The sequence below is a fragment of the Streptomyces sp. NPDC054975 genome (assembly GCF_053609105.1).
In genome coordinates this window covers 1-26615 of the sequence record NZ_JBSGWV010000002.1, presented here as the reverse complement: position 1 = coordinate 26615, position 26615 = coordinate 1, and the positions used below count along the sequence as shown (strand labels likewise).

Genomic DNA, 26615 nt, shown 5'->3' with positions numbered 1-26615 from the left:
CCCCCGGCACAGGGTCACCACGGCTCCGGGTAACGCGTCCTGCGGTGCTGCATGGCGGTGCCACCGCAAGACGAAGGGCCCGGCTCTCCCACAGGAGAGCCGGGCCCAACCACGTTCCGGGGCCGTCACCCGAAGAACAGCTGCACCACGTAGAAACTCGTCGCTGCGACGAGCGCCGCGGCCGGCATCGTGATGAACCACCCCAGGATGATGTTCTTCGCGACCCCCCAGCGCACCGCGTTCACGCGCTTCGTCGCCCCCACACCCATGATCGCGGACGTGATGACGTGCGTCGTGGAGATCGGCGCGTGGAACAGGAACGCCGAGCCGAACATGATCGTCGCCCCCGTGGTCTCCGCCGCGAACCCCTGCGGCGGGTCGAGCTCGATGATCTTCCGGCCGAGTGTCCGCATGATCCGCCAGCCACCCGCGTACGTGCCCAGCGAGAGCATCACGGCGCACGCGATCTTCACCCAGATCGGGATGTCGTCGCCCGCCTGCTGCACATCGGCGATGACCAGGGCCATCACCACGATGCCCATGGTCTTCTGGGCGTCCTGCAGACCGTGGCCGAGCGCCATGCCCGCCGCCGACACCGTCTGGGCGATACGGAAACCGCGCTTCGCCTTGTGCGGGTTGGACCTGCGGAACAGCCACATGATCAGGCACATGACCAGGTAACCGGCCACCAGGCCGACGACCGGTGAGATGAACATCGGGATGACGATCTTGTCGAGCACGCCCTCCCAGATCACCTCCGTACCGCCCGCGAGCGCCGCGCCCACCATGCCGCCGAACAGCGCGTGCGAGGAGGAGGACGGCAGACCGAAGTACCAGGTGACCAGGTTCCAGATGATCGCGCCGACGAGCGCGGCGAAGAGGATGCCCATCCCCTTGTCGCCGTGCGGCGTCTCGATCAGGCCCTCGCTGACGGTCTTGGCGACCCCGCTGCCGAGGAACGCGCCGGCGAGGTTCATCACCGCGGCCATCGCCAGGGCCGCCCGCGGGGTCAGCGCCCGCGTCGAGACCGAGGTGGCGATGGCGTTGGCCGAGTCGTGGAACCCGTTGGTGTACGTGAAGCCGAGCGCGACACCGATGGTCACGATCAGCGCGAAGGTGTCCACGAAGCCTCAGGACTCCTTGACCGCGATGGTCTCCACCGTGTTCGCCACGTGCTCGAAGGCATCGGCCGCCTCTTCCAGGACGTCCACGATCTGCTTGAGCTTGAGGACCTCGATGGCGTCGTACTTGCCGTTGAAGAGGTGGGCGAGCAGCTTGCGGTGGATCTGGTCGGCCTGGTTCTCCAGCCGGTTGATCTCGATCCAGTACTCGGTGAGGTTGTCCATGGTCCGCAGGTGCGGCATCGCCTCGGCGGTCAGCTCCGCCGCCCGCGACAGGACCTCGATCTGCTGCTCGACACCCTTGGGGAGCTCTTCGACGTTGTAGAGGACGACCAGGTCGACGGCCTCCTCCATGAAGTCCATGATGTCGTCGAGGGAGGACGCGAGGTTGTAGATGTCCTCGCGGTCGAAGGGTGTGATGAACGAGGAGTTCAACTGGTGGAAGATCGCGTGGGTGGCATCGTCACCCGCGTGCTCCGCTGCCCGCATCCGCTCCGCGATCTCGGCCCGGGCGGAAGGCTCCGCTCCGAGCAGTTCCATCAGGAGTTTCGAGCCCGTGACGATGTTGTCCGCGGACGCGGCGAACATGTCGTAGAAGCTCGTCTCCCTGGGGGTCAGACGAAATCGCACGTGGGGTCCTCGGGGTGCTGGGTTTCGGTCAGGCTGATGCTAGGCGCATCATCCGGCCACGGCTAACCGGCGTCCCTTCAGTGTCGCCCATCAGGCACAGTGATCTGCACGGGCCCCCGCCCGGATCGGCGGGGATCGGTACCATATACCCACGAGGGGTATACCTACCCTTTCTGGACAACGGGAGGACGCGATGACGACCACCGAGGCGGCCGAGGTCACCCCCGAAACCTCCGCACCCACCGCCGCACCCACGACCGACCACGATCACGGCGTGCACGGCTACCACAAGCAGAAGGACGAGCACCTCAAGCGGCTGCGCCGGATCGAGGGCCAGATCCGCGGTCTGCAGCGGATGGTCGACGAGGACACGTACTGCATCGACATACTCACCCAGGTCTCGGCCTCCACGAAGGCCCTGCAGTCCTTCGCGCTGCAGCTCCTGGAGGAGCACCTGCGGCACTGCGTCGCCGACGCCGCGACCAAGGGCGGCGACGAGATCGACGCCAAGGTCGAGGAGGCCACGAAGGCCATCGCCCGGATGCTCCGCACCTGAGACCCCGGGGCCGCCCACGGCCGGCCCCGGGCGATCAGCAAGGAGCTGCCCGCTCCGCGACCCGCAGCACCTCGTCGATACGGTCCGCGCTCAGGCGCTCCCCGTCGGCCGTCGACGCGGCGATGATCAGCTCACCGCACAGCTCGATCTCGGCGAGAGCGACGCGCTCCTGGTCAGTGGGCACTGTCGCGGTACTGGGCGGGGCCACGCGCGTTCACCTCTTCCTGCCGGCGTCGGTCTCCCAGCGTAGGGAGCGCGCCACGCACCGCGCATGACTAGTCCGGACCATTTGGCCATGGCCTGCGGGTGGCTTTCGCGAGCCCCCGCCGGACGGTCCTGCCGCTACACCTTGATCTTTCCGGTGTAGATGTCCGCGCGGTTCGGCAGCCGTACGTCGACGGGGGTGCCGAACCCGTACAGCAGGGTCGTCGACGCGACCGCGACCGTGCGTTCCTTGTTGGCGAAGCTGAACTGGTGCCGGACCTTGCGCAGTCGGCCCTCCGCATCGAGGTACGCGTCGAAGGGCACGGCGTCCTTGGCGAACCCTTTCGCCGCCGCGGCGAGCGCACCCCGCACCTGCGGCGAGGCGGCACGGGCGGCCGCCCCGAGGTCCGCGACGCCGCGGTAGTGGCTGACTTTCACCCCTGCCAGGTCGACCTCTCCGACGTACGTCACCCGCTGCGCGCCGCGCAGCAGCTCGGCGGCGGCGGCCGGGTCGGTCGCCCCGCCGGTGACGAGGTTGCCGTCGTCCAGGGTCGTGGTGTCCACCCGGACCCACTTGTCGGCCGGGACCCCCGCGCCGCGGTTCTTCATGTAGAGGGCACCGGGGGCGAGGAGTTCGGTGACGGGCCGGTGCTCGTCGCCTCCGGCGGCGTCCTGGGGCAGGACGACCTGGAGCCGGCCGGTCCGGCGGCGGAAGTCGTAGCCGCCCTCGCCGCGAATGGTCACGCGCGTCCCGCCGGTCGCCATCTCCATGCTGGTGGTCGCCTTGGCGGTACCGGCCCGGGTCAGCACCGATGCCGCGTCCCGCACGGTCCTGGTGGGATCCCCGCCGGGCTTGGGGTCCTCGGGCGCGGCGCATCCGCCGGCCATCAGAGCCGCGGCGGCGGCCAAGGCCCCGCCCCTGCGCCCGTACCGCTGCACCACCATCGCCTGCCAACCCCCAACGCCGTGTGCCGCTGCCTGTCCGGGACCCACCCGATCCGCATAACGACGGCTTGGGCGACCCGTCACGCGCAGTACCGTTGAGGCGTGCACGAGCATGCCCCGCATCACACGACCACGACGGAACGCGGCTCCTTTGCGGTCGCCCGGTGCAGCTGCGGCTGGGCGGGGCCTGCCCGGAGATCGCGGGAGCGGGCCCGTGCGGACGCGGCGGCGCACGCGGAGCCGGCGGGGAACAGGCCCGCCTAGCGGCACCGGCCCGCGGTCCACCGAGGGGTTGGCACTCGCGCGTCGGGGGTTGCTATGTTCAAGTGGATTTTTGGCCAGCCAACGGGGGATGGTTCAGTGGTCCGGGCCCTGATCGTCGACGACGAGCTCCTACTGCGCACATGTATGCAGCAGATCCTCGAATCGGAGCCGGACATCCACGTACCGGCGACCTGCGACGGCCCCGAAGCCGTCGCCGCGGTCGCGGCCCACCGCCCCGACGTGGTGCTCCTGGACCTTCGGATGCCGGGCACCGACGGCCTTTCGGTGCTGAAGGCCCTGCGGGCACAGGAGGCGCCGCCCGCCGTGGCCGTTCTGACGACCTTCTCCGCCGAGGAGGACGTCGCGGGCGCCCTGAGCGCCGGCGCCTCGGGCTTCCTGCTCAAGGACACCGCGCCCGACGAGCTGATCCACTCGGTACGGCTGATCGCGGCAGGAGGCACCGTGCTGTCGGCGCCGGTCGCCCGCGCCGTCGTCCAGGGATTCCTGGCACAGGGACCCGCCGCCGCCCCGGAGACGGACCGGCCGTGCTCGCTGACCGCGCGCGAGCGTGACGTGCTGGCCCTGCTGGCGGACGGGCTGCCCAACGCCGACATCGGCCGCAGGCTGGGCCTGAGCGCGGCCACCACCAAGGACCACGTCAGCGCGATCCTGGGCAAGCTCGGCGTGGCGAACCGGGTCCAGGCCGCGGTCTACGCCCACCGGTGGGGGCTGACGGGAACGGCGCCCCGGACCTCCATATGACGTACCGATGAGTTTCCCGCCCCTCGCGCAGACCGCGGTCGTCCTCGTGATCTCGACCGCCGAGATCGCCACGACGTGGAGCGCGCACGGACCGTGGGACCTCACGCTGTACGGGTTCGCCCTCGGCGCGGTCTCGCTCAGTACGCGGTGGCCGGTCCTCGCGCTCCTGGCCACGCTGCCGGTCGCGTGCACCGGCTATCTGGTGCTCGCTCCCATGCTCACCATGTACCGGGCGGCGTGCGCCGCGCGCTCGCGCGCGACGGTGCTGACCTGCGCGGCCCTCCTCTTTCTCGCGGCCCTCGTCTCCTGGAACCCGGCGCAGCTTCCGGAGCCCTGGTCGCTGGAGTACGGCCTGGCGGGTCTCGTCTCCTCAGCGCTCGTCAGCGCCGGTCCGACCGCGCTGGGTTCTCTCGCACGGGCCAAGCGGGAACTGTCCACACACATCGCGGACCTGGTCGCGGCGCAGGAGCGTGAGCGGCAACTGCTCGCGCGCACGGCGGTGGCGGAGGAGCGGGCCCGGCTGGCCCGGGACATGCATGACTCGGTCTCGTACCACGTCAGCCTGATCACCGTACGGGCCGGAGCGCTGGAGCGGACCGCGCGGGAACCGGAGAGCAGGGAGGCGGCGGCCGCCATCCGGCGCCTCGGCGTCGCCTCGATGACCGAGCTGCGGCGTCTGGTCGGGGTGTTGAAGGCCGGCCCGGAGGACGACGGGGACCGGCCGGGGCTGCGGGAGGTGCCCGCGCTGATCGAGGAGAGCGGTCTCGACGTGTCGGCGGACCTGGAGCGGGTCCGGGCTCGGGAGTGGCCTCCGGCAGTGCAGGAGGCGGCGTACCGCATCGTGCAGGAAGGGCTGACCAACATACGGAAGCACGCGCCTGGTTCGGCCACGACGGTGGCGCTCGCCACCGCGTCGGCGCCCGGCTCGGAGGGGTTGGTCGTCGAGATCCGCAGCGGGCTGCCGCCGGTACCGCCGCCGCAGGCGCCGGAGCCGCTGCCGGGCGGCGGCCACGGACTGGCCGGGCTGCGTGAGCGGGTGCGGTCGCTCGGCGGCAGGCTGGAGGCCGGACCGACGGGGGACGGCGGCTTCCTGGTCCGAGCGACCCTGCCCGGCCGGCTCACCGACTGACCCCGGGCAGGCTCTCCCCCCAGGGTCAGTCGGTTCGAACGGTCTCGCGTCGGGCGTCCGGCCGTCAGGCGGCTCGCGTCAGGCTGATCGGACGGTCTCGCGTCGGGCCGGTGCGCGTCGGGCCAATGCCCGTCAGGCCAATGCCCGTCAGGCCAATGCGCGTCGGGCAAATGCGCGTCGGGCCAATGCGCGTCGGGCCGGTGCGCGTAAGGCCGTGCGCGTCAGGCGGTGTCTCGCCTGCGGTAGGCCCAGGCTCCGGTGAGGCCGAGCAGCAGCGTGAAGACGCCGTACACGGCGAGCCCGGCCCCCGGGCCCAGATCGCTGCCGAGCATCGCCTGCGCGAACTCGGCGTCGTCGGCCGTGAGGGAGCCGTCCGGGGCGCCCGCCATGGCGGCGCGGGCCGCGGCGAACGGCAGCCACCCGCCAAGGCCCTCGACGTCGAGGAGCCGGCCCACCAACAGACCGGCCAGTCGTTCGGCGGCCAAGGGCCAGGCCACGAGGATCAGTACGGTCCCGGCTCGGTTGCGCACCAGCGCCGCGACCGCACCGGCCACGACGGGCCAGCAGGCCATCACCAGCACGAAGCGCAGCAGTGCGGGCAGCGCCTGACCCCACGCGGGCTGGGGCATCCCGGCCAGTGCGAGGGACAGTGCTCCGGCGACCCCGGCGAGCAGGACGGACGCGGCCGCGACGGACGCGGCCAGTACGGCCCCGACGCCGAGCTTCGCGGCGTACGCCGTCGTCCGGGATGCCGCGGTCAGCCAGGTGGTACGGGCGGCACCACGCGCGAGATCGGTGCTGACGGGTCCGGTGGCGATCGCCATGAGGAGAAAGGCCAGCATCGGCATCTGGGTGGCGGCGGGCGACCACTGGAGGGCGTCGGCCGCCGCCGCCGGCGTCGGGGCGACGTTCGGGTCGGCCGACAGGAGCAGCGCCACTCCGTTGCCGACGGCCAGAACGGCCACGGCCGCGAGCAGGATCCAGGTGGACGGCAGACCGCGCAGGTGGCGCCACTCGTACGCGGCGGCGCGGCGCAGGGCCCGGGCGGCGGACGGGCACTCGGGCGAAGAGACGGGCGGGGACGTGAGCGCGGACACGGGCGGGGACGCGGACGGAGATACGGACGGGGGTGTCATCGGATGTGGAACTCCTCGTGCGCCACGGAGAGGTAGAAGTCCTCCAAGGAGGGAGGCCGTTCGTCGAGCCAGCTCAGCGCCACCGACTCCGCGGCGGCCAGGGCTCCCACCCGGAACCGGTCGAGGCCCCTGATCGCGACCCGCCCGCCGTCCAGCGGCTCCGTCGTACCACCCGCCCGCTCCACGAGCTCCGTCAGCCGCTCGGGCTGCGGGCTCTCCGCGGTGACGGTCCCGGTCCGGGCGGCGATCTCGCCGACGGTCGTCTCGGCGACGACCCGGCCCTGAGCGAGGATGATCACGCGATCGGCCAGCTGCTCCATCTCCCCCAACAGGTGGCTGGAGACGAGGACGGCCCTGCCCTCCCGGGCGAGGCCGCGCAGGAACGTGCGCAGCCAGAGCAGCGAGTGCGGGTCGAGGCCGTTGGCCGGTTCGTCGAGGACGAGTACGCGCGGATCGCCGAGCATCGCCTGGGCGATGCCGGCCCGCTGGGCCATGCCGAGGGAGAGCGCGCCCAGGCGCAGTCCGGCGGCCTCGCGCAGACCGACCAGGTCGAGCACCTCGTCGACCCGGCGGTCGGACAGGCCCATGCCGGCGGCGACCATGCCCAGATGAGTCCGCATCCGGTGCGCGGGGTGGCCGGCGACACCGCCGAGAACCGCCCCGACCACATGCCCCGGCGCGTTCCAGTCGGTGAGGGGCCGACCGAGGAAGTACGTCTGCCCCTCGCCCCGGAGGAGGCCGAGCATCAGCCGTATCGCCGTGCTCTTGCCGGCGCCGTTGGCGCCCAGGAATCCCGTCACCGCACCGGCGGGGGCGTCCAGGGAGACGTCGTGAAGAACGGTCTTCTTTCCGAAGGTCCGTCGCAGCGAACGGGCGCTCAGGCCGGTCGCGTTCTCGGACATCGTCGTCTGGACGTTCACCAGGGCAACCCGTGCCTGTTCCAGGCGGACAGTCCGATGACGACCAGGGCGACGGCACAGGTGGCCCCGCCCCAGTTCGGGTTCTTCTTCGCAAGGGCGCAATAGAGCATTCCGCCGAGGGTCAGCAGAAGGGCCGCCCCGTACAGGAACCAGCCGATGGTGCGGCCGTTTTCACTGGAGACGAAGAAGAACACCGGGAATGTCAGCGCGAGCAGAACCATCGGTACGGCGAAGAATGAGTCCACCGGGGTGGATCCGGATTTCCTTGTGGTCATGTCGCGCCTTTCGCGTCTGTGGGGGGAGGGCCGCCCCCAGGGGTGTGGAGGGGGCGGCCCGGTCTTGATCAGCCGACCCAGTTCAGGAGCTGCTCCCAGACCCAGGCCTGGGTGCCGGCGCCGAGCGCCCACCAAGCGGCGCGGACGGACCAGTGCTGGTCGCCCATCCACCGGTTGAAGGCCTGCTGGCCTTCCTTGGCCTTGGTCGCGGCCTTCTTGAACAGGCCGCCGGTCCGCTTCAGCAGCTCCAGGAACGCCTTGCCCTTGGAGCTTCCGGCGGCGGCCCGCTGGACGGCCGCGACGTCGGCGGAGGCGGCGGCCGGAGCCGCGGCGTTGCCGCCGAGCGCGCCGGCGGGCGCCACCGAGCCGGTGGGCGTGTACGTGGCGACCGCGGCGACCGGGGTGGCGGTCTGGGCCGCGCTGGCCGCCGGGGCCGCCACGCCGATCGCCAGGGCCGCGACGATCGTCGCGGTCGCTATGCGGGCTGACTTCTTCATGCTGTTCTCTCCCTGAATGAAAGGATCGCCTTCGGGAGACAACTCTCGCCAGCCCAAGTACCTGTTCTCTATTGTCCGTTGGGGAATTGTCCGTTGGGGAGGGTCAGACTTCCGTGGACCTCCGCGTGCCGGAGTATGGAGAGAGCCGTGGCATCGCCGCGCGAACGCAGTTCGAGCTTTGCGATGATGCTCGACACATGAGCTTTGACGGTACGTTCGCTGATTCCGAGCCTCCGGGCCAGCAGCCGATTACTCTCACCGAGTCCGAGCATGTGCAGCACTTCCCTCTCCCTACGGGTCAGCTGGTCGATGTCGGGTGCCGCCACGGACATGACGTTCGACGTCCCCATGTCGCAGTGGCGAAAAGAGTCGTGGGTGTCCCAGGAGCCGGATCCCCGTGATGTCTCGAAAGTCATGACGTTCTCCCCGTGATCATTCGTCAACAAGCGTCGAACAGCCCTCCCGTGGTCAGCGGGAGGGGCCCGGCCAGCCATGCTTCCATCCACCGGGGGACCCGCGTTCATACGAGAGAAGGGCCCCAGCGGCCCTCGCCCCCGCCGCCTGGCGGGGCCCCGCCCCCGCCGTCCGGCGGGGGGGCGTGGACTGCGCCGTCCGGCGGGGGCGGGCGACAGCGACGGCCGGCGGGGCGATCGTCGGCGACGGCCTCCGCACACCCCCGGACATGCCGATGCGGCCCGCCGGAGAACCGGCGGGCCGCATCGAGTGGGTCAGGAGGCGGTCAGGCCGCCAGGTCGTTCTCCTCGGGCCCGGAACCGATCCGGGGCTCGGGGATGCCGAGCGTCCCGGGCACGGCGGACCGCGCGGCCGCGGCACGGGAACGGACCAGGCGCGCCCCGCTGCGGGAGCGGGCGATCGCGGAGACGAGCGGGGTCAGCAGGGCGTGGGCGAGGGGGGCGAGGAGCAGCGCCACCGCCGTACCGAGGGCGAAGCCGCCGATGACGTCGGTCGGGTAGTGGACGCCCATGTAGACGCGGCAGAAGCCCTCGGCGAACGCGAGGGCGATGGCGGCGAGACCGAGCTTGCGGTGGGCGATGAAGACCCCGACCGCGATGGCCATCGCCAGCGTCGCGTGGTCGCTGACGAAGGAGAAGTCGGTCTTGCCGTCGACGAGGACGTCCAGGCCCTGGTGGTCGTTGAAGGGCCGGGGGCGCTCGACGAAGCCCCGGATGGGGACGTTGACGAGGATCGCGACGCCGGCGGCGAGCGGAGCCCACAGGAGCGAGGCGACACCGGAGACGGAGTCCGCGAGGGAGTCCCGCCGGCGGACGCTCCACCAGCACCAGAGCGCGACGAGGACGAGGGCGAGCATGATCCCGTACTCGCCGACGAAGCCCATGACACGGTCGAACCAGGGCGGGGCGTCCCGCGCCAGCCCGTTGATGTCGTAGAGCAGGCTGACATCGGGGTTCGAACCATCCGATGCGAGTCCAGCCACTGCTGCCCCTTGCCTTGTCACGTGAGTCGAAACGAACTACCTGACGCGCGCGTTCCGCTCGTCGACGATGATCGCCCTGACGTTACCGAAGAGTGACACGTCGTCGCAGCTCAGGGCCTGTGCTTAACGGAGAGTTCCGGCCAACGGCCGGTCTTCGCGACGGCCTTCGCCGACGGAATGTCAGGTCTGCGGAAGATGCGTCGGAAGCGCCGCCGCGCCGTCCTTCGTCACCCGGGTCGCACCAAAGTAGTCGGGCGTGTCGATCTTGTCGAAGCGGATCACGGCCCCGGTGCGCGGCGCGTCGATCATGTAGCCACCGCCGACGTAGATGCCGACGTGCCTGATGGCGCGCGAGTTCGTCAGATCGTCGGAGAAGAAGACCAGGTCGCCCGGGAGCAGCTCGTCGCGGGAGGGATGGGGGCCCGCGTTGTACTGGTCGTTGGCGACGCGCGGCAGCTCGATCCCGACGGACCGGTACGCGGCCTGGGTCAGCCCGGAGCAGTCGAATCGGCCATTCTGCGCCGCTGTCCCGGTACCGCCCCAGAGATAGGGCGTACCGAGCTTCTGCTGCGCGTAGTAGATCGCGCCCGCGGCCTGCCGCGAGGGAGCGACGCGGCCGACCGGCCGGGCGAAGCTCTTCTCCAGCGACCGGATGATGCGTACGTAGTTCTGGGTCTCGGCGATCCGGGGCACGCCACCGGACTTGATGACCCGGTAGGCGCCCGCGTTGTACGCGGCGAGCATGTTGTTCGTCCGATCGCCCGGCACGTCCTTCACATAGCCGGCGAGCTCGCAGTCGTACGTGGCGGCCGAGGGGATCGCGTCCTTGGGGTCCCACACGTCACGGTCCCCGTCCCCGTCCCCGTCGACGGCGTGCCCGGCCCAGGTGCCGGGGATGAACTGGGCGATGCCCATGGCGTTGGCGGGCGAGACGGCCCTCGGGTTCCAGCCGCTCTCCTGATAGAGCTGGGCCGCGAGCAGGGCCGGGTTGATGGCGGGGCAGAGGTTCCCCCACTGCTGCACCAGACCCTGGTACGCGGCGGGCACGGCCCCCTTGGCCAGCGCCACGGTGCCGTTCTTGGCGTCCCCGGCGCCCCCGAGGAGTCCGGCGGCGGCGGAGTACGTACCGACGACGAGCAGCGCGACGAAGCTGAGGCACACACCGAAGACCCCACCGGCCACCAGCCAGGCCTTGCGCGCCTTACGCACCGTCAACCACCCCTGGGGTCTTGGCAGTCCATCGAGCGACAAGTCTAGGCGCGGCACCCACCCGGCGGACGGGCCGCCGGTCACCCGTTTCGGACAAAGTCATGCGGCCGGGAGCGGGCGGGGGGCCGGTACGGGACCAGGGGCGAGACCCGGGCGGCCACCACCCCAAGAGTGCAACAACGACAGTCATTGCCCGGAGTCACCCTCCGTGATACACAGAGTGACCATACGCTTCCTTGCATCGAAACCGGCCACGCCGTCCCAGGTCAAGACGGTCGGATCGGTCACATGTGCGGGGATCGGGTAAAGAGAGCCGCCAAGCCGTCACACGCGGGCGGTTTCATCAGCGAAGATAGGGCGATGACCCATGCCATCGGGCAGGGGCGACGAACTACCCATACAGGGGCGGTGAGTTACATGTACCTGGCGGCCGAAGAGGGCGACATCACCACCATCATCGGTGGAATCGCTCCTAACTGGGGGCCTTTCGGGAGCCTGGGCAATGAAGCCAAGGTGATGATCGAGGTCGTGATGGCCGTGGCCATCCTGCTCTGCCTCGGCATCGCCATCTGGGGAGCGGCCAAGCAGCGCATCGGCGCGACCGCACTCCGGGACACGTTCAGCGCCGAGCAGGGCAAGGGCCTGATCGTGGCCGGTCTGACCGGCGTCTTCATCATCGGCTCGCTGGGAACGCTGTTCACGATCGTGTACGGGATGGCCGTCTAACCACCGAGGTCACGTTCCCTGATGTCCAGTCACCACACCGCGCCCGCGCGGAGACCAGCACGGCTTCTGTCGTACCCGCGAACGGTTGAGGGGGCGTACCCGTCATGAGCCTCGGCGACGACGACATGGGCGGCTCCGGCCAGACCCGCACGCGCCTCCCCGAAGGCGGCACGGGCGACCCGTACGCGTCCCCGCGCCGCCCTCGCGGCTCGCGCTCGCTGATCACGGCGGTCGGTGTGGTGGTCCTCCTGATCGCCGCGATCGCCTTCGCGAACAGGGGCGACGGCGACCGCGGCACGGACAACACCTCGGGCTCCACGACCTCCTCGGACCAGAAGTCCCCCACGTCCCCCACGGGCGTCCGCCCGGTCCCAGGCAAGAACGGCACGATCCCGATGGGCTTCGCGCGGGACGAGCAGGGGGCGCAGAGTGCGGCGGCCAACTTCTCGGTGGCGCTCGTCTCGGCCGACATCCTGAAGCCGGAGCGCCGCAGCGAGATCGTCAGGCAGCTGTTCGTCCAGGAAAAGGTCGCCGAACTCGAGACCAGCTTCGACAAGGCGTACAGCCGGGAGTTCCTCGACAAGCTGGGTCTCGACGAGAACGGCAATGCCGCTGCCGGGATGACCTACGTGTCGCGCACGGCGCCGGTCGGCACCAAGGTCACGCAGTTCTCCGAGAGCGCCGCGACGGTCGAGGTCTGGTGCACCGGCGTCTTCGGCACGGCCGGAGTCAGCTCCACCAACCCGGTGACGAACGACTGGTTCACCATGACCCTGGCTCTCCGCTGGGCCGACAACGACTGGAAGGTGGAGAGCTTCTCGCAGAAGGAAGGGCCGGCCCCGGTCAACACCGACCGGACCGCCTCCGACGCCGACGCGATCGCCAAGGCCGTCGAGGAGTACGGAGGCTTCACGTATGCCCGCTAGGCCCCGTCCTTCGCTCCGCGTGGCCGCATTGCTGGCCACCCTCCAGACCGCAGCCGTGCTGCTGGCCTCCCGTGCCCACGCGGCTCCGACGCCGACGCCGACGCCTCCTACCAAGGAGCAGTGCGACCTCATCGTCGGCCCCGCCCGCGACTACTGCGAAAACGGCGACTCCGCCGGATCCGGCAGTGGGCGTGCCCCCACCGACCCCACCGCCGCCCTGGACCCCCTCGCCTCCCTCGCCCGCGGATGCGCCGACGCCGCCGTCACGATCGTCGACAAGCTCTCCGGCGCCGTCAAAGAGACCGCCGACGTCGACTTCACCAACCTCGAGTTCCTCGGCCGCTACGCCATCGTCTTCGCCGCCGCCACCTTCCTCACCCTCCTCCTCTGGCTCCTCGCCGTCGCCAAGCGAGCCATCCGCGGCGTGCCCCTCACCACCGCCATCTCCGAGGCCATCGGCTTCCTCTGGCTGACCGTCCTCGCCTCCGCCTTCACCCCGCTGATCCTCTACACCGTCGTCAACGCCACCGACGCCGTCACCGAGGTCATCGCCGCCGGCACCGGTCAGCAGACCGACGTCTTCTTCGGCAGCTTCAAGGAGGCCCTGCAGAAGGGCGACCAGATCGGCGGCGGGCCGATCATGCTGATCATCGTCTCCCTCGTCAGCATCCTCGCCGCCGGCGTCCTCTACCTCGAACTCTTCCTGCGCGCCGTCATGCTCTACGTCGGCGCCCTCCTCGGCGTCGTCGTCTACTCCGGCCTCGTCGACAAGAACATGTGGGGCCACGTCCGCCGCTGGGCCGGGATCATGATCGCGATCATCCTGGTGAAGCCGGTCATCGTCATCGTCCTCGGCCTCGCCGGCGCGCTCTCCTCCGGGACCGGCCCCGACTCCTTCTCCGCCGTCGTCTCCGGGCTCGCGATCATCCTGCTCGCCATCTTCGCCTCCGCGATGATCTACCGCTTCGTACCCGGCTTCGGCGACGAGATCGTCGCCTCCCGCAACAACCGCGTCCACCGCGCCGGCGAGAACGCCGCCGCCGCCGTCCTCTCCTCCCCCGCCTCCCTCGTCTCCCAGGGCATCAAGACCCACAGCACCCGCGACAGCGGAGGCGGCGGCGGTAACCAGAGCAGCGGCAGCGCCCCACGCCCCGCCAACCCCCTCGCGGGCGGAGTCGCCGCCCACAGCAGCCGCGGGGGCCCGGCCGGGGGCGGCGGCGGATCTGTCCCCTCCGCCGCACCCCCGCCGCGTAGCAGCAGCCCCACATCAGGCACCCCGCACAGCAACCGCAAGAACTCAGGAGGTGGAGGGCGTTGACGACCCAGTCCCAGCCGGTCGCGCCCCGCCGTACGTATCTCATCGGCCGTGCCCGGCCGAACGCGATCGTCGGCAAGAACCGCGAGACCGGCGAGATCGCCCTCATCATCGCCGGCGCGTTCCTCGGCATGATGAGCGGACTCCTCGTCCCCGCCCTCACCCTGCGGATCGTGCTCCTCGTCGGCTTCCCCGTCCTCGCCCTCGCCGCCGTGTACGTCCCGTACAAGCACCGCACCTTCTACAAGTGGTTCGAAATCAACCGCAGCTACAAGCGGTCCCTCAAGCGCGGCACCGCCTACCGTTCCGCCGCCGCCGAGGCCGGCACCCGGTTCGACGGCCGTGAGGTGGAGATCGGCCCGCCCCCCGGCATCGGCCGGATCAACTGGCTCTCCGCGCCCTTCGGCCCCGACGAGATCGCCGTCCTCCTGCACGCCGACCGCCGCACCGTCACCGCCGCCATCGAGATCGAGGGCCCCGGCGTCGGCCTGCGCGACAGCGAGGACCAGGAAGCGCTGGTGGACCGTTTCGGCACGCTGCTCAAGCACGTCGCCAACGGGGACGGCTTCGTCACCCGCCTGCAGATGCTCGCCCGTACCCTCCCCGCCGACCCCGACGCCCACGCCAAGGACGTCGCCCAGCGCGGCGACCCGCAGGCCCCCGGCTGGCTCCAGGACTCCTACGAGCAGCTCCAGTCGATGGTCTCCACCTCCAGCGAGCAGCACCGCGCCTACCTCGTGGCCTGCATGCACTACACCCGCGAGCTCGCCGCCGAGGCCAACGCCATGGCCCGCGCCGCCCGCCACACCTCCGGCGCCCGCAAGCTCGACCGCGACGCCGGCCTCGCCGTCGTCATGGCCCGCGAGCTCACCGACATCTGCGCCCGTCTCGCCGAGGCCGACATCCGGGTACGTCAGCCCCTCGGCCAGTCTCGGCTCGCCTCCCTCGTGCACTCCATGTACGACCCGGACCACCCGATCGACCACATCCAGGCCATGACGAAACGAAACGCTTGGCCCGCCGAACTCGACGCCATGGAGCCCACCTACCTCCAGGCCAAGACCCGCGAGTCCTCCACCCGCGCCCCCTGGTGCCACGCCACCGCCTGGGTGAAGGAGTGGCCGATGACCCCCGTCGGCGTCAACTTCCTCGCGCCGCTCCTCGTGCACACCCCCGACGTGATCCGTACGGTCGCGGTGACGATGGACCTCGAACCCACCGAGGTCGCCATCGAGCGCATGCTCACCGAGAAGACCAACGACGAGGCCGAGGCCTCCCGCCAGGCCAAGATGAACCGCACGGTCGACCCTCGCGACATCGCCGCGCACGGCCGGCTCGACCAGCGGGGTGAAGATCTCGCCAGCGGCGCGGCGGGGGTCAACCTCGTCGGGTACATCACCGTGTCGTCGCGCTCGCCCGAAGCCCTGGCCAGGGACAAGCGCACGATCAGGGCCTCCGCCGGCAAGTCGTATCTGAAGCTGGAGTGGTGCGACCGCGAGCACCACCGGGCGTTTGTGAACACCCTGCCGTTCGCGACCGGCATCCGCCGCTAGCCACCCGCCACTAGCCGCCAGCCACGCCAGCCGCTAAGGGGCCCGTGCACATGCGAGATCCACTCTCCGCCCTCACCGAAGCCTTCACCTCCTTCCTCTTCGGGAAGGTGGAGACGACCCGTCTGCCCGTCCGCACCTCGACCGGCCAGGCCCAGGCGGTCTACCTGCCGACGGCCGCCCCCGGCCTCGGCGACTCCGGCGTGATCATCGGCCGCGAGGTCTACAGCGGCAAGGGCTACATCTACGACCCGTTCCAGCTGTACGGCCAGCAGCTCCCGGCCCCCCACTGGCTGGTCCTCGGCGAGTCCGGCAACGGCAAGTCCGCGCTGGAGAAGACGTACGTCCTGCGGCAGTTGCGCTTCCGCGACCGGCAGGTCGTCGTCCTGGACGCCCAGGGCGAGGACGGCGTCGGCGAATGGAACCTCATCGCGCAGGAGCTGGGGATAACTCCCATCCGCCTCGACCCGATGGTCGCCGTCGACGCCGGCATCCGGCTCAACCCGCTCGACCCGTCGATCACCACGACCGGGCAGCTGGCCCTGCTCCGTACGATCATCGAGGTCGCGATGGGCCACGGCCTCGACGAGCGCTCCGGCTTCGCGCTCAAGGTCGCCCACGCGTACGTCAACGAGCACATCACCGACCGGCAGCCGATCCTCACCGACATCGTCGAGCAGCTCCGCCACCCGAAGGCGGAGTCGGCGGAGGCCATGAACGTCGACATAGACGACGTACGCGCCTGGGGACTGGACGTCGCGCTCGTCCTGGACCGGCTGGTCGACGGTGACCTGCGCGGCATGTTCGACGGCCCGACGACCGTCGGCATCGACCTCGACGCGCCGCTCATCGTCTTCGACCTGTCCCACATCGACCGCAACTCCATCGCCATGCCGATCCTCATGGCGATCGTCGGCGTGTGGCTGGAGCACACCTGGATCCGCCCCGACCGGAAGAAGCGCATCTTCCTGGTCGAGGAGGCCTGGCACATCATCAACAGCCCCTTCGTGGCGCAGCTGTTCCAGCGGCTGCTCAAGTTCGGGCGACGGCTCGGCCTGTCCTTCGTCGCGGTCGTCCACCACCTCTCGGACGTCGTCGACGGCGCGGCGGCCCGGGAGGCCGCGGCGATCCTCAAGATGGCCTCCACCCGCACCATTTATGCCCAGAAAGCCGACGAGGCCCGGGCCACGGGACGCGTCCTCGGACTGCCACGCTGGGCCGTCGAGATCATCCCGACGCTCACGCCCGGCATCGCCGTCTGGGACGTCAACGGCAATGTGCAGGTGGTCAAACACCTCATCACCGAGAGGGAGCGACCGCTCGTCTACACCGACCGCGCCATGACCGAGTCCTCCCTCCCGGACGACCTCCAGGCCGCGGAGTGGGAGGCGGAGCAACGGGCCTCCCTGATCGAGCAGCAGCTGAACGACCCCTCCCGGTCGACGGTGGCGTGAGATGCGGAAGGACACGCAGGAACGGCAGCAGGGCGGCATCCCGGACGGGCTGGTGGTCGCCCTCGTCGGCTTCGTCATCGGCCTGACGGTGCTCGTATGGACGGCGACCGGCCTGGCGGCCCTGCTCGCGAAGGGCGCCTGGCCGGACGGGGTCACCTTCAACCGGACCCCCATGGCCGTCCGCGCCCTGATCGGCAGCCCGCAGGACCTGGCGGGCGCGTGGCCGGGCACCCCGGCGGACCAGCTGTCGGGGTACGGGCTGTTCTGGGGCCTGCTCATCGGTGAGCTGATGGTGCTCGTGGTGCTCACGGTGTTCGCGGTGGGGACGCTGGCGCGCTGGAGGGCGGTACGGGCGGGCAGGCGCGAGGGCGCGTACGGGACGGCGGGTGCGGGCGAGGCCGCGGCGGCTGTCGAGTTCGCGAAGTCCCCGGCCGTTCGGCGTACGGAGGTCACGGAGCGGGTCGCCGCCCCCGCCTCCGCGCCGGAGCCCCCTCCGGCCGGCACGACCACCGCGCCCTCACCGACGCACGCGGAGCACCCACCCGCCCCCCGGAAGCCCCTGGAACAGGCCGTGGCCGCGCCCCCTGCGGCGGCTCCCGGCTCCGTCGTCTACGGCGCCCCCGCCACACGCCGCCCCGCCGCCCTGCAGGCCCTCCAGGACGCCGAGGGCCCCGTCCTCGTCGTCACCTCCGACCCCACCCTCTGGGCCGACACCAAGGACGCACGCGGCAAGCTCGGCCCCGTCCTCGTCTACGACCCCGGTCACCTCTGCGACACGCCCGCCCGCCTCCACTGGTCCCCGTCCGCCGGCTGCGCGGACCCGGCCGTCGCCCAGGAACGGGCCGTCGCCCTCCTCGCCCCCGTACGGCCGCCGTCCCGCCTGGACGCGGCGGTCGCCGACACCGCCGAAACGCTCCTGCGCTGCTGGCTGCACGCCGCCGCCCTGGACGACCGCCCCTTCAAACAGGTCCACCGCTGGGCCCAGGGCACCGGCGCCCACGAACCCGTACGGATCCTCCGTACGCACCCCAAGGCCGCCTCCGGCCACGCCGGCCTCCTGGAGTCCGCGCTCACCGCGCACCCGGAACGCCGCGAGATCGCGCAGGAGTTGACCGCACGGGCACTCTCCGCGCTCTCCTCGATCCACATCAGGGACGCGTGCACCCCGAATCGAACTGATTCGCTGACACTGGAATCTTTCGTCGCCGAAGGGGGCACGCTCTATGTGGTCGGTGAACCCATCGAGGACCCGCGCACCCGCCCCGGCGCGATGCCTCTGCTCACCGCCCTCGCCGCAAGCGTGGTCGAGCACGGCCGCCGCATGGCCGCACGGTCATCCGACGGTCGGCTCGACCCACCACTGACCCTCGTCCTGGACGACGCCGCCGCCGTGGCCCCCCTCCCCCAACTACCGGACCTGCTCGCGTCCGGCCACGACACCGGCCTGCCCACCCTGGTCCTCCTCCGCTCCCAGGAACAGGCCCGCGCCCGCTGGCCGGAGCCCCTGCCCCAGACCTGAGGCAGGGCCGGACACGGCCTAGGCCACCGGCCTGAGGTACTCGTACTCCACCTCGCGGGCCACGACATCCCCGGGCACCGCCACGACCACGCCCGACGCCACGAACCCGAACCGCCGGTAGAAGGCGGCGGCCCGCGCGTTGTCCTCGTGGACGTACAGCCGCACCCGCCGGATCACCGGCTCCGGCAGCGACCAGGACCACTCCACACCCGCCCGGAACAACGCGTCGATCACCCCCGTGCCCCGCGCCTCCGGCCGCACGTACACGCCCACGATGTGCGTCTGGTCGGCCGTCGCCGGCTCCCCGAGCCGCACCTCGTCCGACGGCCGCTCCACCAGCAGCGTGATCGTGCCCGCCCAACTCCCGTCCGGGGCCTCCGCCACGAACTGCCGGATGCTCGTGCCGCTCTCCGACGCCCCCTCGGCCCGCTCGCGCCAGAACGCGTCGGGACGCTTCACCGCCTCCTCGTACGTGTCGAGGAAGGCGATCTTCGCCACCGGGTCCTGGAGGGACGCGAGCCGGATCTCACGGGCCCTCTCCCACTCGTCGCCGCGGATCGTCCGTATCAGGTAGCTCATGCCCCCGATCCTCGGCGCAGCCCGCCACCCCCCACAACTGCTTTCTCGTCGTACCCCGGTACTACGCCCCTCCCCAGGCCCCCGCCCACGGTCGGACGCTCCCCCACCCCCCGCTCCGTAGCGTCGTGGACATGATCCGAGCTGACGAACTCACCAAGCGGTACGGGGACAGGACCGTCGTCCAGGACCTCAGCTTCACCGTCCACCCCGGCACCGTCACCGGCTTCCTCGGCCCCAACGGCGCCGGAAAGTCCACCACCCTCCGCATGCTCCTCGGCCTCGACGCCCCCACCCGCGGCCGCGCGACGGTCAACGGCCGCGCCTACGCCGCCCACACCGCGCCCCTCACCGAGGTCGGCGCGCTCCTGGAGGCCCGCTCGCTCCACCCGGGCCGCTCGGCGTACCACCACCTCATGGCGCTCGCCCACACCCACGGCATCCCCCGCTCCCGCGTCGAGCACGTCCTCGGCCTGACCGGCCTGGCCGAGGTCGCCCGGCGCCGGGTCAAGGGCTTCTCCCTCGGCATGGGCCAGCGCCTCGGCATCGCCGCCGCCCTCCTCGGCGACCCCCGCACGATCGTCCTCGACGAGCCCGTGAACGGCCTCGACCCGGAGGGCGTGCTGTGGATCCGTACGCTCCTCAAGTCCCTGGCCGCCGACGGCCGTACGGTTCTCGTCTCCTCGCACCTGATGAGCGAGATGGCCCTGACGGCCGACCACCTGATCGTCATCGGCAAGGGCCGACTCCTCGCCGACACGACCGTCGACGCGCTCGTACGGGAGTCGGGCGGCGCCTCGGTCAAGGTCGTCACCCCGGAACCGACCCGGCTACGCGAACTGCTCCCAGGCGCGGCGGAGATCACCGTCGACGCCCCGGACACCCGCCACACCCCACACGCCCTCCGCATCACCGGCATCGACGCGGCGGACATCGGCCGCACTGCGGCCACCCACGGCGTACCGCTGTACGAGCTCACCCCGCAGACCGCCTCCCTGGAGCAGGCGTTCATGGACCTCACCCACGACTCGGTCGAGTACCAAGGAGCAGCAGCCGCATGAGCACCCCCGCCCCCGCTCTCACCCACGCCCGCGTCCTGCGCTCCGAGTGGCACAAGCTGTGGACGGTCCGCTCCACCTGGATCACCCTCGTCGCCGCGGTCGCGCTCGTCCTCGGCGTCGGCATCCTCATGGGCGCCACCTACACCTCCGACGGCGGCGACTCCGACGTCGACACCGTCGTCCTCACCCTCTACGGCTCCCAGCTCGGCGGCATCTGTCTCGCCGTCCTCGGCATCCTCGTCACGGCGGGCGAGTACTCGACCGGCCTGATCAGGGCCTCCCTGACCGCCGTACCGCGCCGGCTCCCCGTCCTGTGGGCGAAGACCACCGTCTTCACCGCCGTCATCTTCACCGTCTCCTTCGTGACCGCCCTGATCACGTTCCTCACGGCGCAGCTCTTCCTCTCCGACACCGACCAGGCGGCCTCCCTCGCCGACGACGGCGTTCTCGCCGCCCTCGCGGGCAACGCCGCCGGCGTCACGCTCCTCAGCCTCGTCGCCCTCGGCCTCGGCGCCGCGCTCCGGTCCGTCCCGGGCGGCATCGGCGCCTTCATCGGCGGCGTGATGGTCCTGCCGGAGGTCCTCGGGATGCTCCCGTACGACGCCGTCGACACCGCGATCCGGTACTTCCCCACCCAGGCGGCGGGCGCCCTCGGCTCCGCCGACCCGATGCCGAACGCGGCCTCCCCGGGCGCCGCGCTGCTCGCCCTGTGCCTGTGGGCGGCGGCGAGCCTGATCGTCCCGGCGCTGTCGCTGAAGCGCCGCGACGTATGAGGATGACCGGGTGACGACGGAAGAGCACGCGGACCCGGGCCGGCCGGAGGAGCCCCTCAGCCGCTACGTCCAGCGCCAGACCGCCCGCGTACGAAGCTTCGACACGCGGCGCCCCTGGCTCTGGGACGGACTGGTCACCGCCTTCTGGACGGGGGCCGCACTCGTCGACGCGGCGGGCGGCTGGCGGAACACGGCCCGGGACCCGTCCGTGGCGGTCTGGCTCGTCGTGGCCATGAGCCTGACGTTCGCGCTTCCCCTGCTGTGGCGCCGCCGCCATCCCCTGCCCGCCCTCACCGTGATGGCGGGCGCGTCCCTCGTCAACGACTGGACGGGCGCCTTCCTCCAGGCCGCCCTCCTCCAGATGATCGTCGTCTTCCACATCGCGCTACGGCTCCGGCTCCGCGCGCTCCTGTGGACCCTCGCTCTGCTCACCCCGCCCCTGGTCGTGGGCACGATCCGCCATCCACAGGGCAGTTGGGACCAGCACATCGTCCCCACTCTCTGGGCCTACGCGATGGTCGCACTCCTCGGCATCGCCGTCCGCTCCCGCCAGGACTACACCGCCGCCCTCGTGGACCGGGCCCGCCGCCTCGAAGTCGAACGCGACCAGCAGGCGCAGCTCGCCGCCGCCGCCGAACGCAACCGGATCGCACGGGAGATGCACGACATCATCGGCCACAACCTCTCCGTCATCACCGGCCTCGCCGACGGCGGCCGGTACGCGGCGGCCAAGAACCCCGAACGCGCCGCCGAGGCCCTCGACGCCATCGGCACGACGAGCCGCCAGGCCCTCGCCGAACTCCGCCGACTGCTGCGCGGCGAGGCGGTACGCGACCCCCAGCCCACCCTGGCCGACCTGGACGCCCTGATCACCGGCGTACGCAAGGCAGGTCTGCCAGTACACCTGAAGGCCACGGGCGACACCCACGAACTCCCCGCGGGTGCCCAACTGACGGTCTTCCGGGTCGTCCAGGAAGCCCTGACGAACACCCTCAAGCACGCGGGCGAGGACGCCGAGTCGACGGTCCTCCTCGCATACGCCCCCGAGGAGGTGACGGTGGAGGTGACGAACACGGGCAGCGGGCCGGCGTTCTCCGTGCCGGCCTCCTCCGGCGGAGGCCAGGGCGTCCCAGGCCAAGGCGTCACAGGAATGCGCGAGCGCGCCAAGCTCTACGACGGCACACTCGAAGCCGGCCCGCTGCCGAAAGGCGGGTGGCGTGTACGACTCCGACTCCCCCTGGAGGACTCCCCCTCGTGACGACGGTGCTGATAGCGGACGACCAGGCCATGCAACGCTTCGGCTTCCGCATGCTGTTGGAGAGCCAGGACGACATGACGGTCGTCGGCGAGGCACCGAACGGCACGGAGGCGGTCCGCCTGGTGGACCGCCATCGTCCGGACGTCGTCCTGATGGACATCCGGATGCCCGGCCTCGACGGCATCGAAGCCACCCGCCGCATCGTCGCGACCGGCGCCCGCACCCGCGTCCTGATCGTCACCACCTTCGACCTCGACGAGTACGCCTACGACGGCCTGCGCGCCGGCGCCAGCGGCTTCCTGGTCAAGGACGCCCAGCCGGAGGAGTTGCTCTCCGGCATCCGCGCGGTGGCGAGCGGCGACGCGGTGGTCGCCCCGAGCCTGACCCGCCGCCTCCTGGACGCGTACATCCACCACCTCCCGCCCGCACCGGGCCCGACGCGCGAGGACACCCGCCTGGCGCCCCTCACGGACCGCGAGCGCGAGATCCTCACGGTCGTCGGCCAGGGCTGGACGAACACGGAGATCGCCGAACGCCTCCACCTCGCGGAATCGACGGTGAAGACCCACATCAGCCGCATCCTCGCGAAGACCGGCGCCCGCGATCGCGTCCAGGCGGTCATCCTCGCGTACGACACCGGCCTGGTCACCCCGGCCTGAACCCCCGGCTACTTGGGCAGCACGGCCGAGGTCCACACCGCCGACCGCCGGTCGGTCCCGGCAAGGTCGGCGTCCTCGAGCACTGCCCGGGTGAAGTCCGTACGCGTCAGATCGGCGGCGGGCAGGCCTTTGTCGTCGTCCGCAGTGAAGTCAGCCCGCCTGAGCAGGGCATCGGTCAGATCGGCATCGATGAGCTTCGCGCCGGAGAGGTCCGCGTCGTCCAGGATCGCCCTACGCAAGGCAGCGCCCTTGAGGGCGCTACCGGCGAACTGCGAGTCCGCGAAGTAGCCCCCGCTCAGATCAGCCTCGTTCATGGTGGCCCCGTCGAACCGCGAGCCGTCGTACCGGCCGTCCTTCAGAGAAGCCCGAGTGACGTCTGCCTCCCGCAGATCGACATCGGAGAAGTCCCCTGTCGACAGATCGGCGCCGACAAGGAAGGCGTTCCGCAGATTGATCACCTGCACCCTGTCCTCGTTCGAGTGCGGCCGCGCCCCCAGGACGTTCAGTGCCTCCTGCACATCATCGGCGGGCCGAGCCTTCGGGTCCCGGTGCACCGCTTCGATCTGTGTCTTCGCCCGCGGCGCCTTCGCACGATCGCGAACATAGGCGCTGAGCACGTTGACGATCGCCTGCTGCTCGCGTGGAGACTCCTCCATCATCCGCTGGAGCCCGTAGATACTGCTGATCCGCACGTTCATGGACGGGTCACCAAGGTTCGCCACGAGCTCGCTGTACGAGGACGCGACCTGATCCCGCTCGGTGACGCGCAGAGTGTCGCGCGCCTGGCTGATCGTCATCGCCGTGAAGCCCAACGCCAGAAGGGCGGGTATCGCCGGCATGGCCGTAGCGATCGCCAGGTGCCGCTGCCAGCGACCCGAATCGCCGACCGTCGGCGTGGCTGGACCGGCAGACGCCGACGGCGACGACGGCGACGACGGTGTAGCGGTGATCAGCGAGGCATCGAGCAGGGCGTACCACCGGGAGGCATGCAGCCGGTCCTGGAGCTGGGCAAGAATCCGTACGAGATCGGGCAGCACGGCAGCCCCTTCCCGGAGCACCCTGCCCACCGCCTCGTGCAGGGTCCACGCCACATGCCCGCTGTGCTCCTCCAGCTCGGCCCGACGCTCGGCATCCGCGGGCACCCCACGCGAGGCGAACGCCTGAAGATCGGCCCGCAGTCGGGCCACGCTCGCGTCAAGCACCGACGTGTCCGGTGAAGGAGTACGGAAGGCCTCCCGGCAGTCGACGAGGGCCGCCAGGCAAGCGGAAAGGGGAGCCTCCTGCTGCTCCCACAGACCGAACCGCCGTCGCACCAGACGCGGCAGCCACCAGGCGGAGACAAGCAACGCGATCGCCACACCGAAGCCGAACCCGGCCTCCCACCCCTGCCACCACGTGACGAACTCCGGTTCACAGCCAAGAAGGAGGGACCAGCCGACACAGCCGGCGCCACCGTTGTAGAAACCCCGCTCGCCCAGGAGCTGGGCGAAGAAATCCCAAGGGTCGAGGAAGTCGGCGCCCGGCCCCTCCTCCAGAGCGGGATACATCGCGAGCCACGCCCCAAGCGACAGACCGCAGAAGGCGAGCACGGCGGGGACCACGGTCCCCCAGATCCTGCGCCCGTGCTCGAGCACCCGCGCCGAACGGTCCGCCTCTACCAGCCGGACGCGGAACTCCGCCATCGGCACCGTGCTCGCGACCCCTTGATGCCGGCGCAATGCGCCGGCCCGCCTTAGGTCCCGACCGACCTCCTGCGCCCGCGGCCTGACCCACCGTCGGGGGACGAGCAGAACGCGTCGCCCGGTACGCCGATGAGGATCCTCGAACTCTGCCGAACGCACGACCGCACGCCAGACCATGACCGCGACCAGCCAGCCGCTGGATGCCCCTAAAAGGGCGCGCATCCAGTCGCCCCACGAAGAAAAGTCCACAGAACGCAAAAATGCCTCAACCCCCGGACAAGGTCCAGGGGTTGAGGCTAAAAATTGTTCGGCGGCGTCCTACTCTCCCACAGGGTCCCCCCTGCAGTACCATCGGCGCTGAAAGGCTTAGCTTCCGGGTTCGGAATGTAACCGGGCGTTTCCCTAACGCTATGACCACCGAAACACTATGAAGTTAACCAACCGGGCATAATCACGGTCGTTACTTCAGAACTAACACAGTGGACGCGAGCAACTGAGGACAAGCCCTCGGCCTATTAGTACCGGTCAGCTCCACCCATTACTGGGCTTCCACATCCGGCCTATCAACCCAGTCGTCTACTGGGAGCCTTACCCTCTCAAGGAGGTGGGAATACTCATCTCGAAGCAGGCTTCCCGCTTAGATGCTTTCAGCGGTTATCCCTCCCGAACGTAGCCAACCAGCCATGCCCTTGGCAGGACAACTGGCACACCAGAGGTTCGTCCGTCCCGGTCCTCTCGTACTAGGGACAGCCCTTCTCAATATTCCTACGCGCACAGCGGATAGGGACCGAACTGTCTCACGACGTTCTAAACCCAGCTCGCGTACCGCTTTAATGGGCGAACAGCCCAACCCTTGGGACCGACTCCAGCCCCAGGATGCGACGAGCCGACATCGAGGTGCCAAACCATCCCGTCGATATGGACTCTTGGGGAAGATCAGCCTGTTATCCCCGGGGTACCTTTTATCCGTTGAGCGACGGCGCTTCCACAAGCCACCGCCGGATCACTAGTCCCGACTTTCGTCCCTGCTCGACCCGTCGGTCTCACAGTCAAGCTCCCTTGTGCACTTACACTCAACACCTGATTGCCAACCAGGCTGAGGGAACCTTTGGGCGCCTCCGTTACCCTTTGGGAGGCAACCGCCCCAGTTAAACTACCCATCAGACACTGTCCCTGATCCGGATCACGGACCGAGGTTAGACATCCAGCACGACCAGAGTGGTATTTCAACGGCGACTCCACCATGACTGGCGTCACGGCTTCAAAGTCTCCCACCTATCCTACACAAGCCGAACCGAACACCAATATCAAACTGTAGTAAAGGTCCCGGGGTCTTTCCGTCCTGCTGCGCGAAACGAGCATCTTTACTCGTAGTGCAATTTCACCGGGCCTATGGTTGAGACAGTCGAGAAGTCGTTACGCCATTCGTGCAGGTCGGAACTTACCCGACAAGGAATTTCGCTACCTTAGGATGGTTATAGTTACCACCGCCGTTTACTGGCGCTTAAGTTCTCAGCTTCGCAACCCCGAAAGGTCACTAACCGGTCCCCTTAACGTTCCAGCACCGGGCAGGCGTCAGTCCGTATACATCGCCTTACGGCTTCGCACGGACCTGTGTTTTTAGTAAACAGTCGCTTCTCGCTGGTCTCTGCGGCCACCCCCAGCTCACGGAGTAAATCCGATCACCAGTGATGGCCCCCCTTCTCCCGAAGTTACGGGGGCATTTTGCCGAGTTCCTTAACCATAGTTCACCCGAACGCCTCGGTATTCTCTACCTGACCACCTGAGTCGGTTTAGGGTACGGGCCGCCATGAAACTCGCTAGAGGCTTTTCTCGACAGCATAGGATCATCCACTTCACCACAATCGGCTCGGCATCAGGTCTCAGCCTTAATGTGTGACGGATTTGCCTATCACACGGCCTACACCCTTACCCCGGGACAACCACCGCCCGGGCTGGACTACCTTCCTGCGTCACCCCATCGCTTACCTACTACCACCTTGGTTCGCCGG

The 26615-nt window shown here is 70.1% G+C and carries 26 protein-coding genes and 2 rRNA genes; 13 read left to right on the top strand and 15 right to left on the bottom strand.

The features are described from left to right. Positions 1-125: 125 nt before the first annotated feature. Together ACWF79_RS02455 and ACWF79_RS02450 are read right to left on the bottom strand one after the other, a co-directional pair. Entirely contained in the window at positions 126-1124 is a 999-nt protein-coding gene (locus tag ACWF79_RS02455) for an anion permease (RefSeq protein WP_453726194.1), read from the bottom strand. A 6-nt stretch (positions 1125-1130) separates the two neighbouring features. Then, positions 1131-1751: a DUF47 domain-containing protein gene (locus ACWF79_RS02450; RefSeq protein WP_453726193.1), complete on the bottom strand. Its 621-nt coding sequence runs from the start codon at positions 1749-1751 to the stop codon at positions 1131-1133. 193 nt (positions 1752-1944) lie between these two features. Here ACWF79_RS02450 and ACWF79_RS02445 point away from each other — a divergent pair, with 193 nt between their 5' ends. Continuing rightward, positions 1945-2307, top strand: a complete 363-nt coding sequence (locus ACWF79_RS02445) for a metal-sensitive transcriptional regulator (protein ID WP_453726192.1) — start codon at positions 1945-1947, stop codon at positions 2305-2307. 34 nt (positions 2308-2341) lie between these two features. Here ACWF79_RS02445 and ACWF79_RS02440 read toward each other — a convergent pair whose 3' ends face one another. Continuing rightward, positions 2342-2491 (bottom strand): hypothetical protein, encoded by a 150-nt coding sequence (locus tag ACWF79_RS02440; RefSeq protein WP_453726602.1) that lies wholly within the window; start codon positions 2489-2491, stop codon positions 2342-2344. Between the two features lie 158 nt (positions 2492-2649). Then, positions 2650-3456, bottom strand: a complete 807-nt coding sequence (locus tag ACWF79_RS02435) for a hypothetical protein (protein WP_453726191.1) — start codon at positions 3454-3456, stop codon at positions 2650-2652. Positions 3457-3816: 360 nt separating this feature from the next. Between ACWF79_RS02435 and ACWF79_RS02430 the strand changes: the two genes are divergently transcribed. Beyond that, on the top strand, positions 3817-4482 hold the full coding sequence (locus ACWF79_RS02430; protein WP_453726190.1) for a response regulator: 666 nt from the start codon (positions 3817-3819) through the stop codon (positions 4480-4482). A 7-nt stretch (positions 4483-4489) separates the two neighbouring features. Continuing rightward, complete coding sequence (locus ACWF79_RS02425; protein WP_453726189.1) at positions 4490-5611, top strand: sensor histidine kinase; 1122 nt, start codon at positions 4490-4492, stop codon at positions 5609-5611. 221 nt (positions 5612-5832) lie between these two features. Here the strand turns inward: ACWF79_RS02425 and ACWF79_RS02420 are convergent, their stop codons facing one another. From ACWF79_RS02420 to ACWF79_RS02390, 7 genes are all read right to left on the bottom strand, one after another. Next, positions 5833-6708, bottom strand: coding sequence for a hypothetical protein (locus ACWF79_RS02420; protein ID WP_453726188.1), 876 nt, complete (start codon positions 6706-6708; stop codon positions 5833-5835). A gap of 35 nt (positions 6709-6743) precedes the next feature. Continuing rightward, the gene (locus ACWF79_RS02415; RefSeq protein ID WP_453726187.1) at positions 6744-7667 is read right to left on the bottom strand and encodes an ABC transporter ATP-binding protein; all 924 of its coding nucleotides are present in this window, start codon (positions 7665-7667) and stop codon (positions 6744-6746) included. Then, the gene (locus tag ACWF79_RS02410; RefSeq protein WP_453726186.1) at positions 7664-7912 is read right to left on the bottom strand and encodes a hypothetical protein; all 249 of its coding nucleotides are present in this window, start codon (positions 7910-7912) and stop codon (positions 7664-7666) included. Before ACWF79_RS02410 ends, ACWF79_RS02415 begins: the two co-directional genes overlap by 4 nt. Positions 7913-8010: 98 nt before the next feature. Further along, entirely contained in the window at positions 8011-8439 is a 429-nt protein-coding gene (locus tag ACWF79_RS02405; RefSeq protein ID WP_453726185.1) for a hypothetical protein, read from the bottom strand. A gap of 68 nt (positions 8440-8507) precedes the next feature. Then, positions 8508-8855 carry a response regulator transcription factor gene (locus tag ACWF79_RS02400; RefSeq protein ID WP_453726184.1) on the bottom strand — a complete coding sequence of 116 codons (348 nt, stop codon included), beginning with the start codon at positions 8853-8855 and terminating at the stop codon, positions 8508-8510. Between the two features lie 323 nt (positions 8856-9178). Beyond that, positions 9179-9895 (bottom strand): phosphatase PAP2 family protein, encoded by a 717-nt coding sequence (locus tag ACWF79_RS02395; RefSeq protein ID WP_453726183.1) that lies wholly within the window; start codon positions 9893-9895, stop codon positions 9179-9181. Positions 9896-10075: 180 nt separating this feature from the next. Next, entirely contained in the window at positions 10076-11104 is a 1029-nt protein-coding gene (locus ACWF79_RS02390) for a C40 family peptidase (RefSeq protein ID WP_453726182.1), read from the bottom strand. 417 nt (positions 11105-11521) lie between these two features. Between ACWF79_RS02390 and ACWF79_RS02385 the strand changes: the two genes are divergently transcribed. From ACWF79_RS02385 to ACWF79_RS02360, 6 genes are all read left to right on the top strand, one after another. Continuing rightward, positions 11522-11830 (top strand): hypothetical protein, encoded by a 309-nt coding sequence (locus ACWF79_RS02385; RefSeq protein ID WP_260230621.1) that lies wholly within the window; start codon positions 11522-11524, stop codon positions 11828-11830. Positions 11831-11934: 104 nt separating this feature from the next. Then, positions 11935-12756 (top strand): hypothetical protein, encoded by an 822-nt coding sequence (locus ACWF79_RS02380; RefSeq protein WP_453726181.1) that lies wholly within the window; start codon positions 11935-11937, stop codon positions 12754-12756. Continuing rightward, complete coding sequence (locus ACWF79_RS02375; protein WP_453726180.1) at positions 12746-14074, top strand: hypothetical protein; 1329 nt, start codon at positions 12746-12748, stop codon at positions 14072-14074. The genes ACWF79_RS02380 and ACWF79_RS02375 overlap by 11 nt, the downstream gene beginning before the upstream one ends. Then, on the top strand, positions 14071-15624 hold the full coding sequence (locus ACWF79_RS02370; protein ID WP_453726179.1) for an SCO6880 family protein: 1554 nt from the start codon (positions 14071-14073) through the stop codon (positions 15622-15624). The genes ACWF79_RS02375 and ACWF79_RS02370 overlap by 4 nt, the downstream gene beginning before the upstream one ends. A 50-nt stretch (positions 15625-15674) precedes the next feature. Continuing rightward, positions 15675-17075 carry an ATP-binding protein gene (locus ACWF79_RS02365; RefSeq protein ID WP_401437685.1) on the top strand — a complete coding sequence of 467 codons (1401 nt, stop codon included), beginning with the start codon at positions 15675-15677 and terminating at the stop codon, positions 17073-17075. Position 17076: 1 nt separating this feature from the next. Beyond that, positions 17077-18594 (top strand): type IV secretory system conjugative DNA transfer family protein, encoded by a 1518-nt coding sequence (locus ACWF79_RS02360; RefSeq protein WP_453726178.1) that lies wholly within the window; start codon positions 17077-17079, stop codon positions 18592-18594. 18 nt (positions 18595-18612) lie between these two features. On the opposite strand, the gene ACWF79_RS02355 is transcribed toward ACWF79_RS02360, so the two are convergent. Further along, positions 18613-19173 (bottom strand): GNAT family N-acetyltransferase, encoded by a 561-nt coding sequence (locus tag ACWF79_RS02355; protein ID WP_453726177.1) that lies wholly within the window; start codon positions 19171-19173, stop codon positions 18613-18615. A gap of 131 nt (positions 19174-19304) precedes the next feature. Between ACWF79_RS02355 and ACWF79_RS02350 the strand changes: the two genes are divergently transcribed. The 4 genes from ACWF79_RS02350 to ACWF79_RS02335 are packed head-to-tail and all read left to right on the top strand — an operon-like array spanning position 19305 to position 22921. Next, positions 19305-20231, top strand: a complete 927-nt coding sequence (locus ACWF79_RS02350) for an ATP-binding cassette domain-containing protein (protein ID WP_453726176.1) — start codon at positions 19305-19307, stop codon at positions 20229-20231. Continuing rightward, positions 20228-21004 carry an ABC transporter permease gene (locus ACWF79_RS02345; protein ID WP_453726175.1) on the top strand — a complete coding sequence of 259 codons (777 nt, stop codon included), beginning with the start codon at positions 20228-20230 and terminating at the stop codon, positions 21002-21004. The genes ACWF79_RS02350 and ACWF79_RS02345 overlap by 4 nt, the downstream gene beginning before the upstream one ends. Positions 21005-21014: 10 nt before the next feature. Continuing rightward, positions 21015-22262 (top strand): sensor histidine kinase, encoded by a 1248-nt coding sequence (locus ACWF79_RS02340; RefSeq protein ID WP_453726174.1) that lies wholly within the window; start codon positions 21015-21017, stop codon positions 22260-22262. Then, complete coding sequence (locus ACWF79_RS02335) at positions 22259-22921, top strand: response regulator (protein WP_453726173.1); 663 nt, start codon at positions 22259-22261, stop codon at positions 22919-22921. The genes ACWF79_RS02340 and ACWF79_RS02335 overlap by 4 nt, the downstream gene beginning before the upstream one ends. Before the next feature lie 8 nt (positions 22922-22929). On the opposite strand, the gene ACWF79_RS02330 is transcribed toward ACWF79_RS02335, so the two are convergent. The 3 genes from ACWF79_RS02330 to ACWF79_RS02320 form a co-directional block, all read right to left on the bottom strand. Then, on the bottom strand, positions 22930-24603 hold the full coding sequence (locus ACWF79_RS02330) for a pentapeptide repeat-containing protein (RefSeq protein ID WP_453726172.1): 1674 nt from the start codon (positions 24601-24603) through the stop codon (positions 22930-22932). 305 nt (positions 24604-24908) lie between these two features. Next, a 5S ribosomal RNA gene (gene rrf, locus ACWF79_RS02325) occupies positions 24909-25025 on the bottom strand. A 73-nt stretch (positions 25026-25098) separates the two neighbouring features. Beyond that, positions 25099-26615 (bottom strand): 23S ribosomal RNA (locus ACWF79_RS02320); the annotation flags it as partial.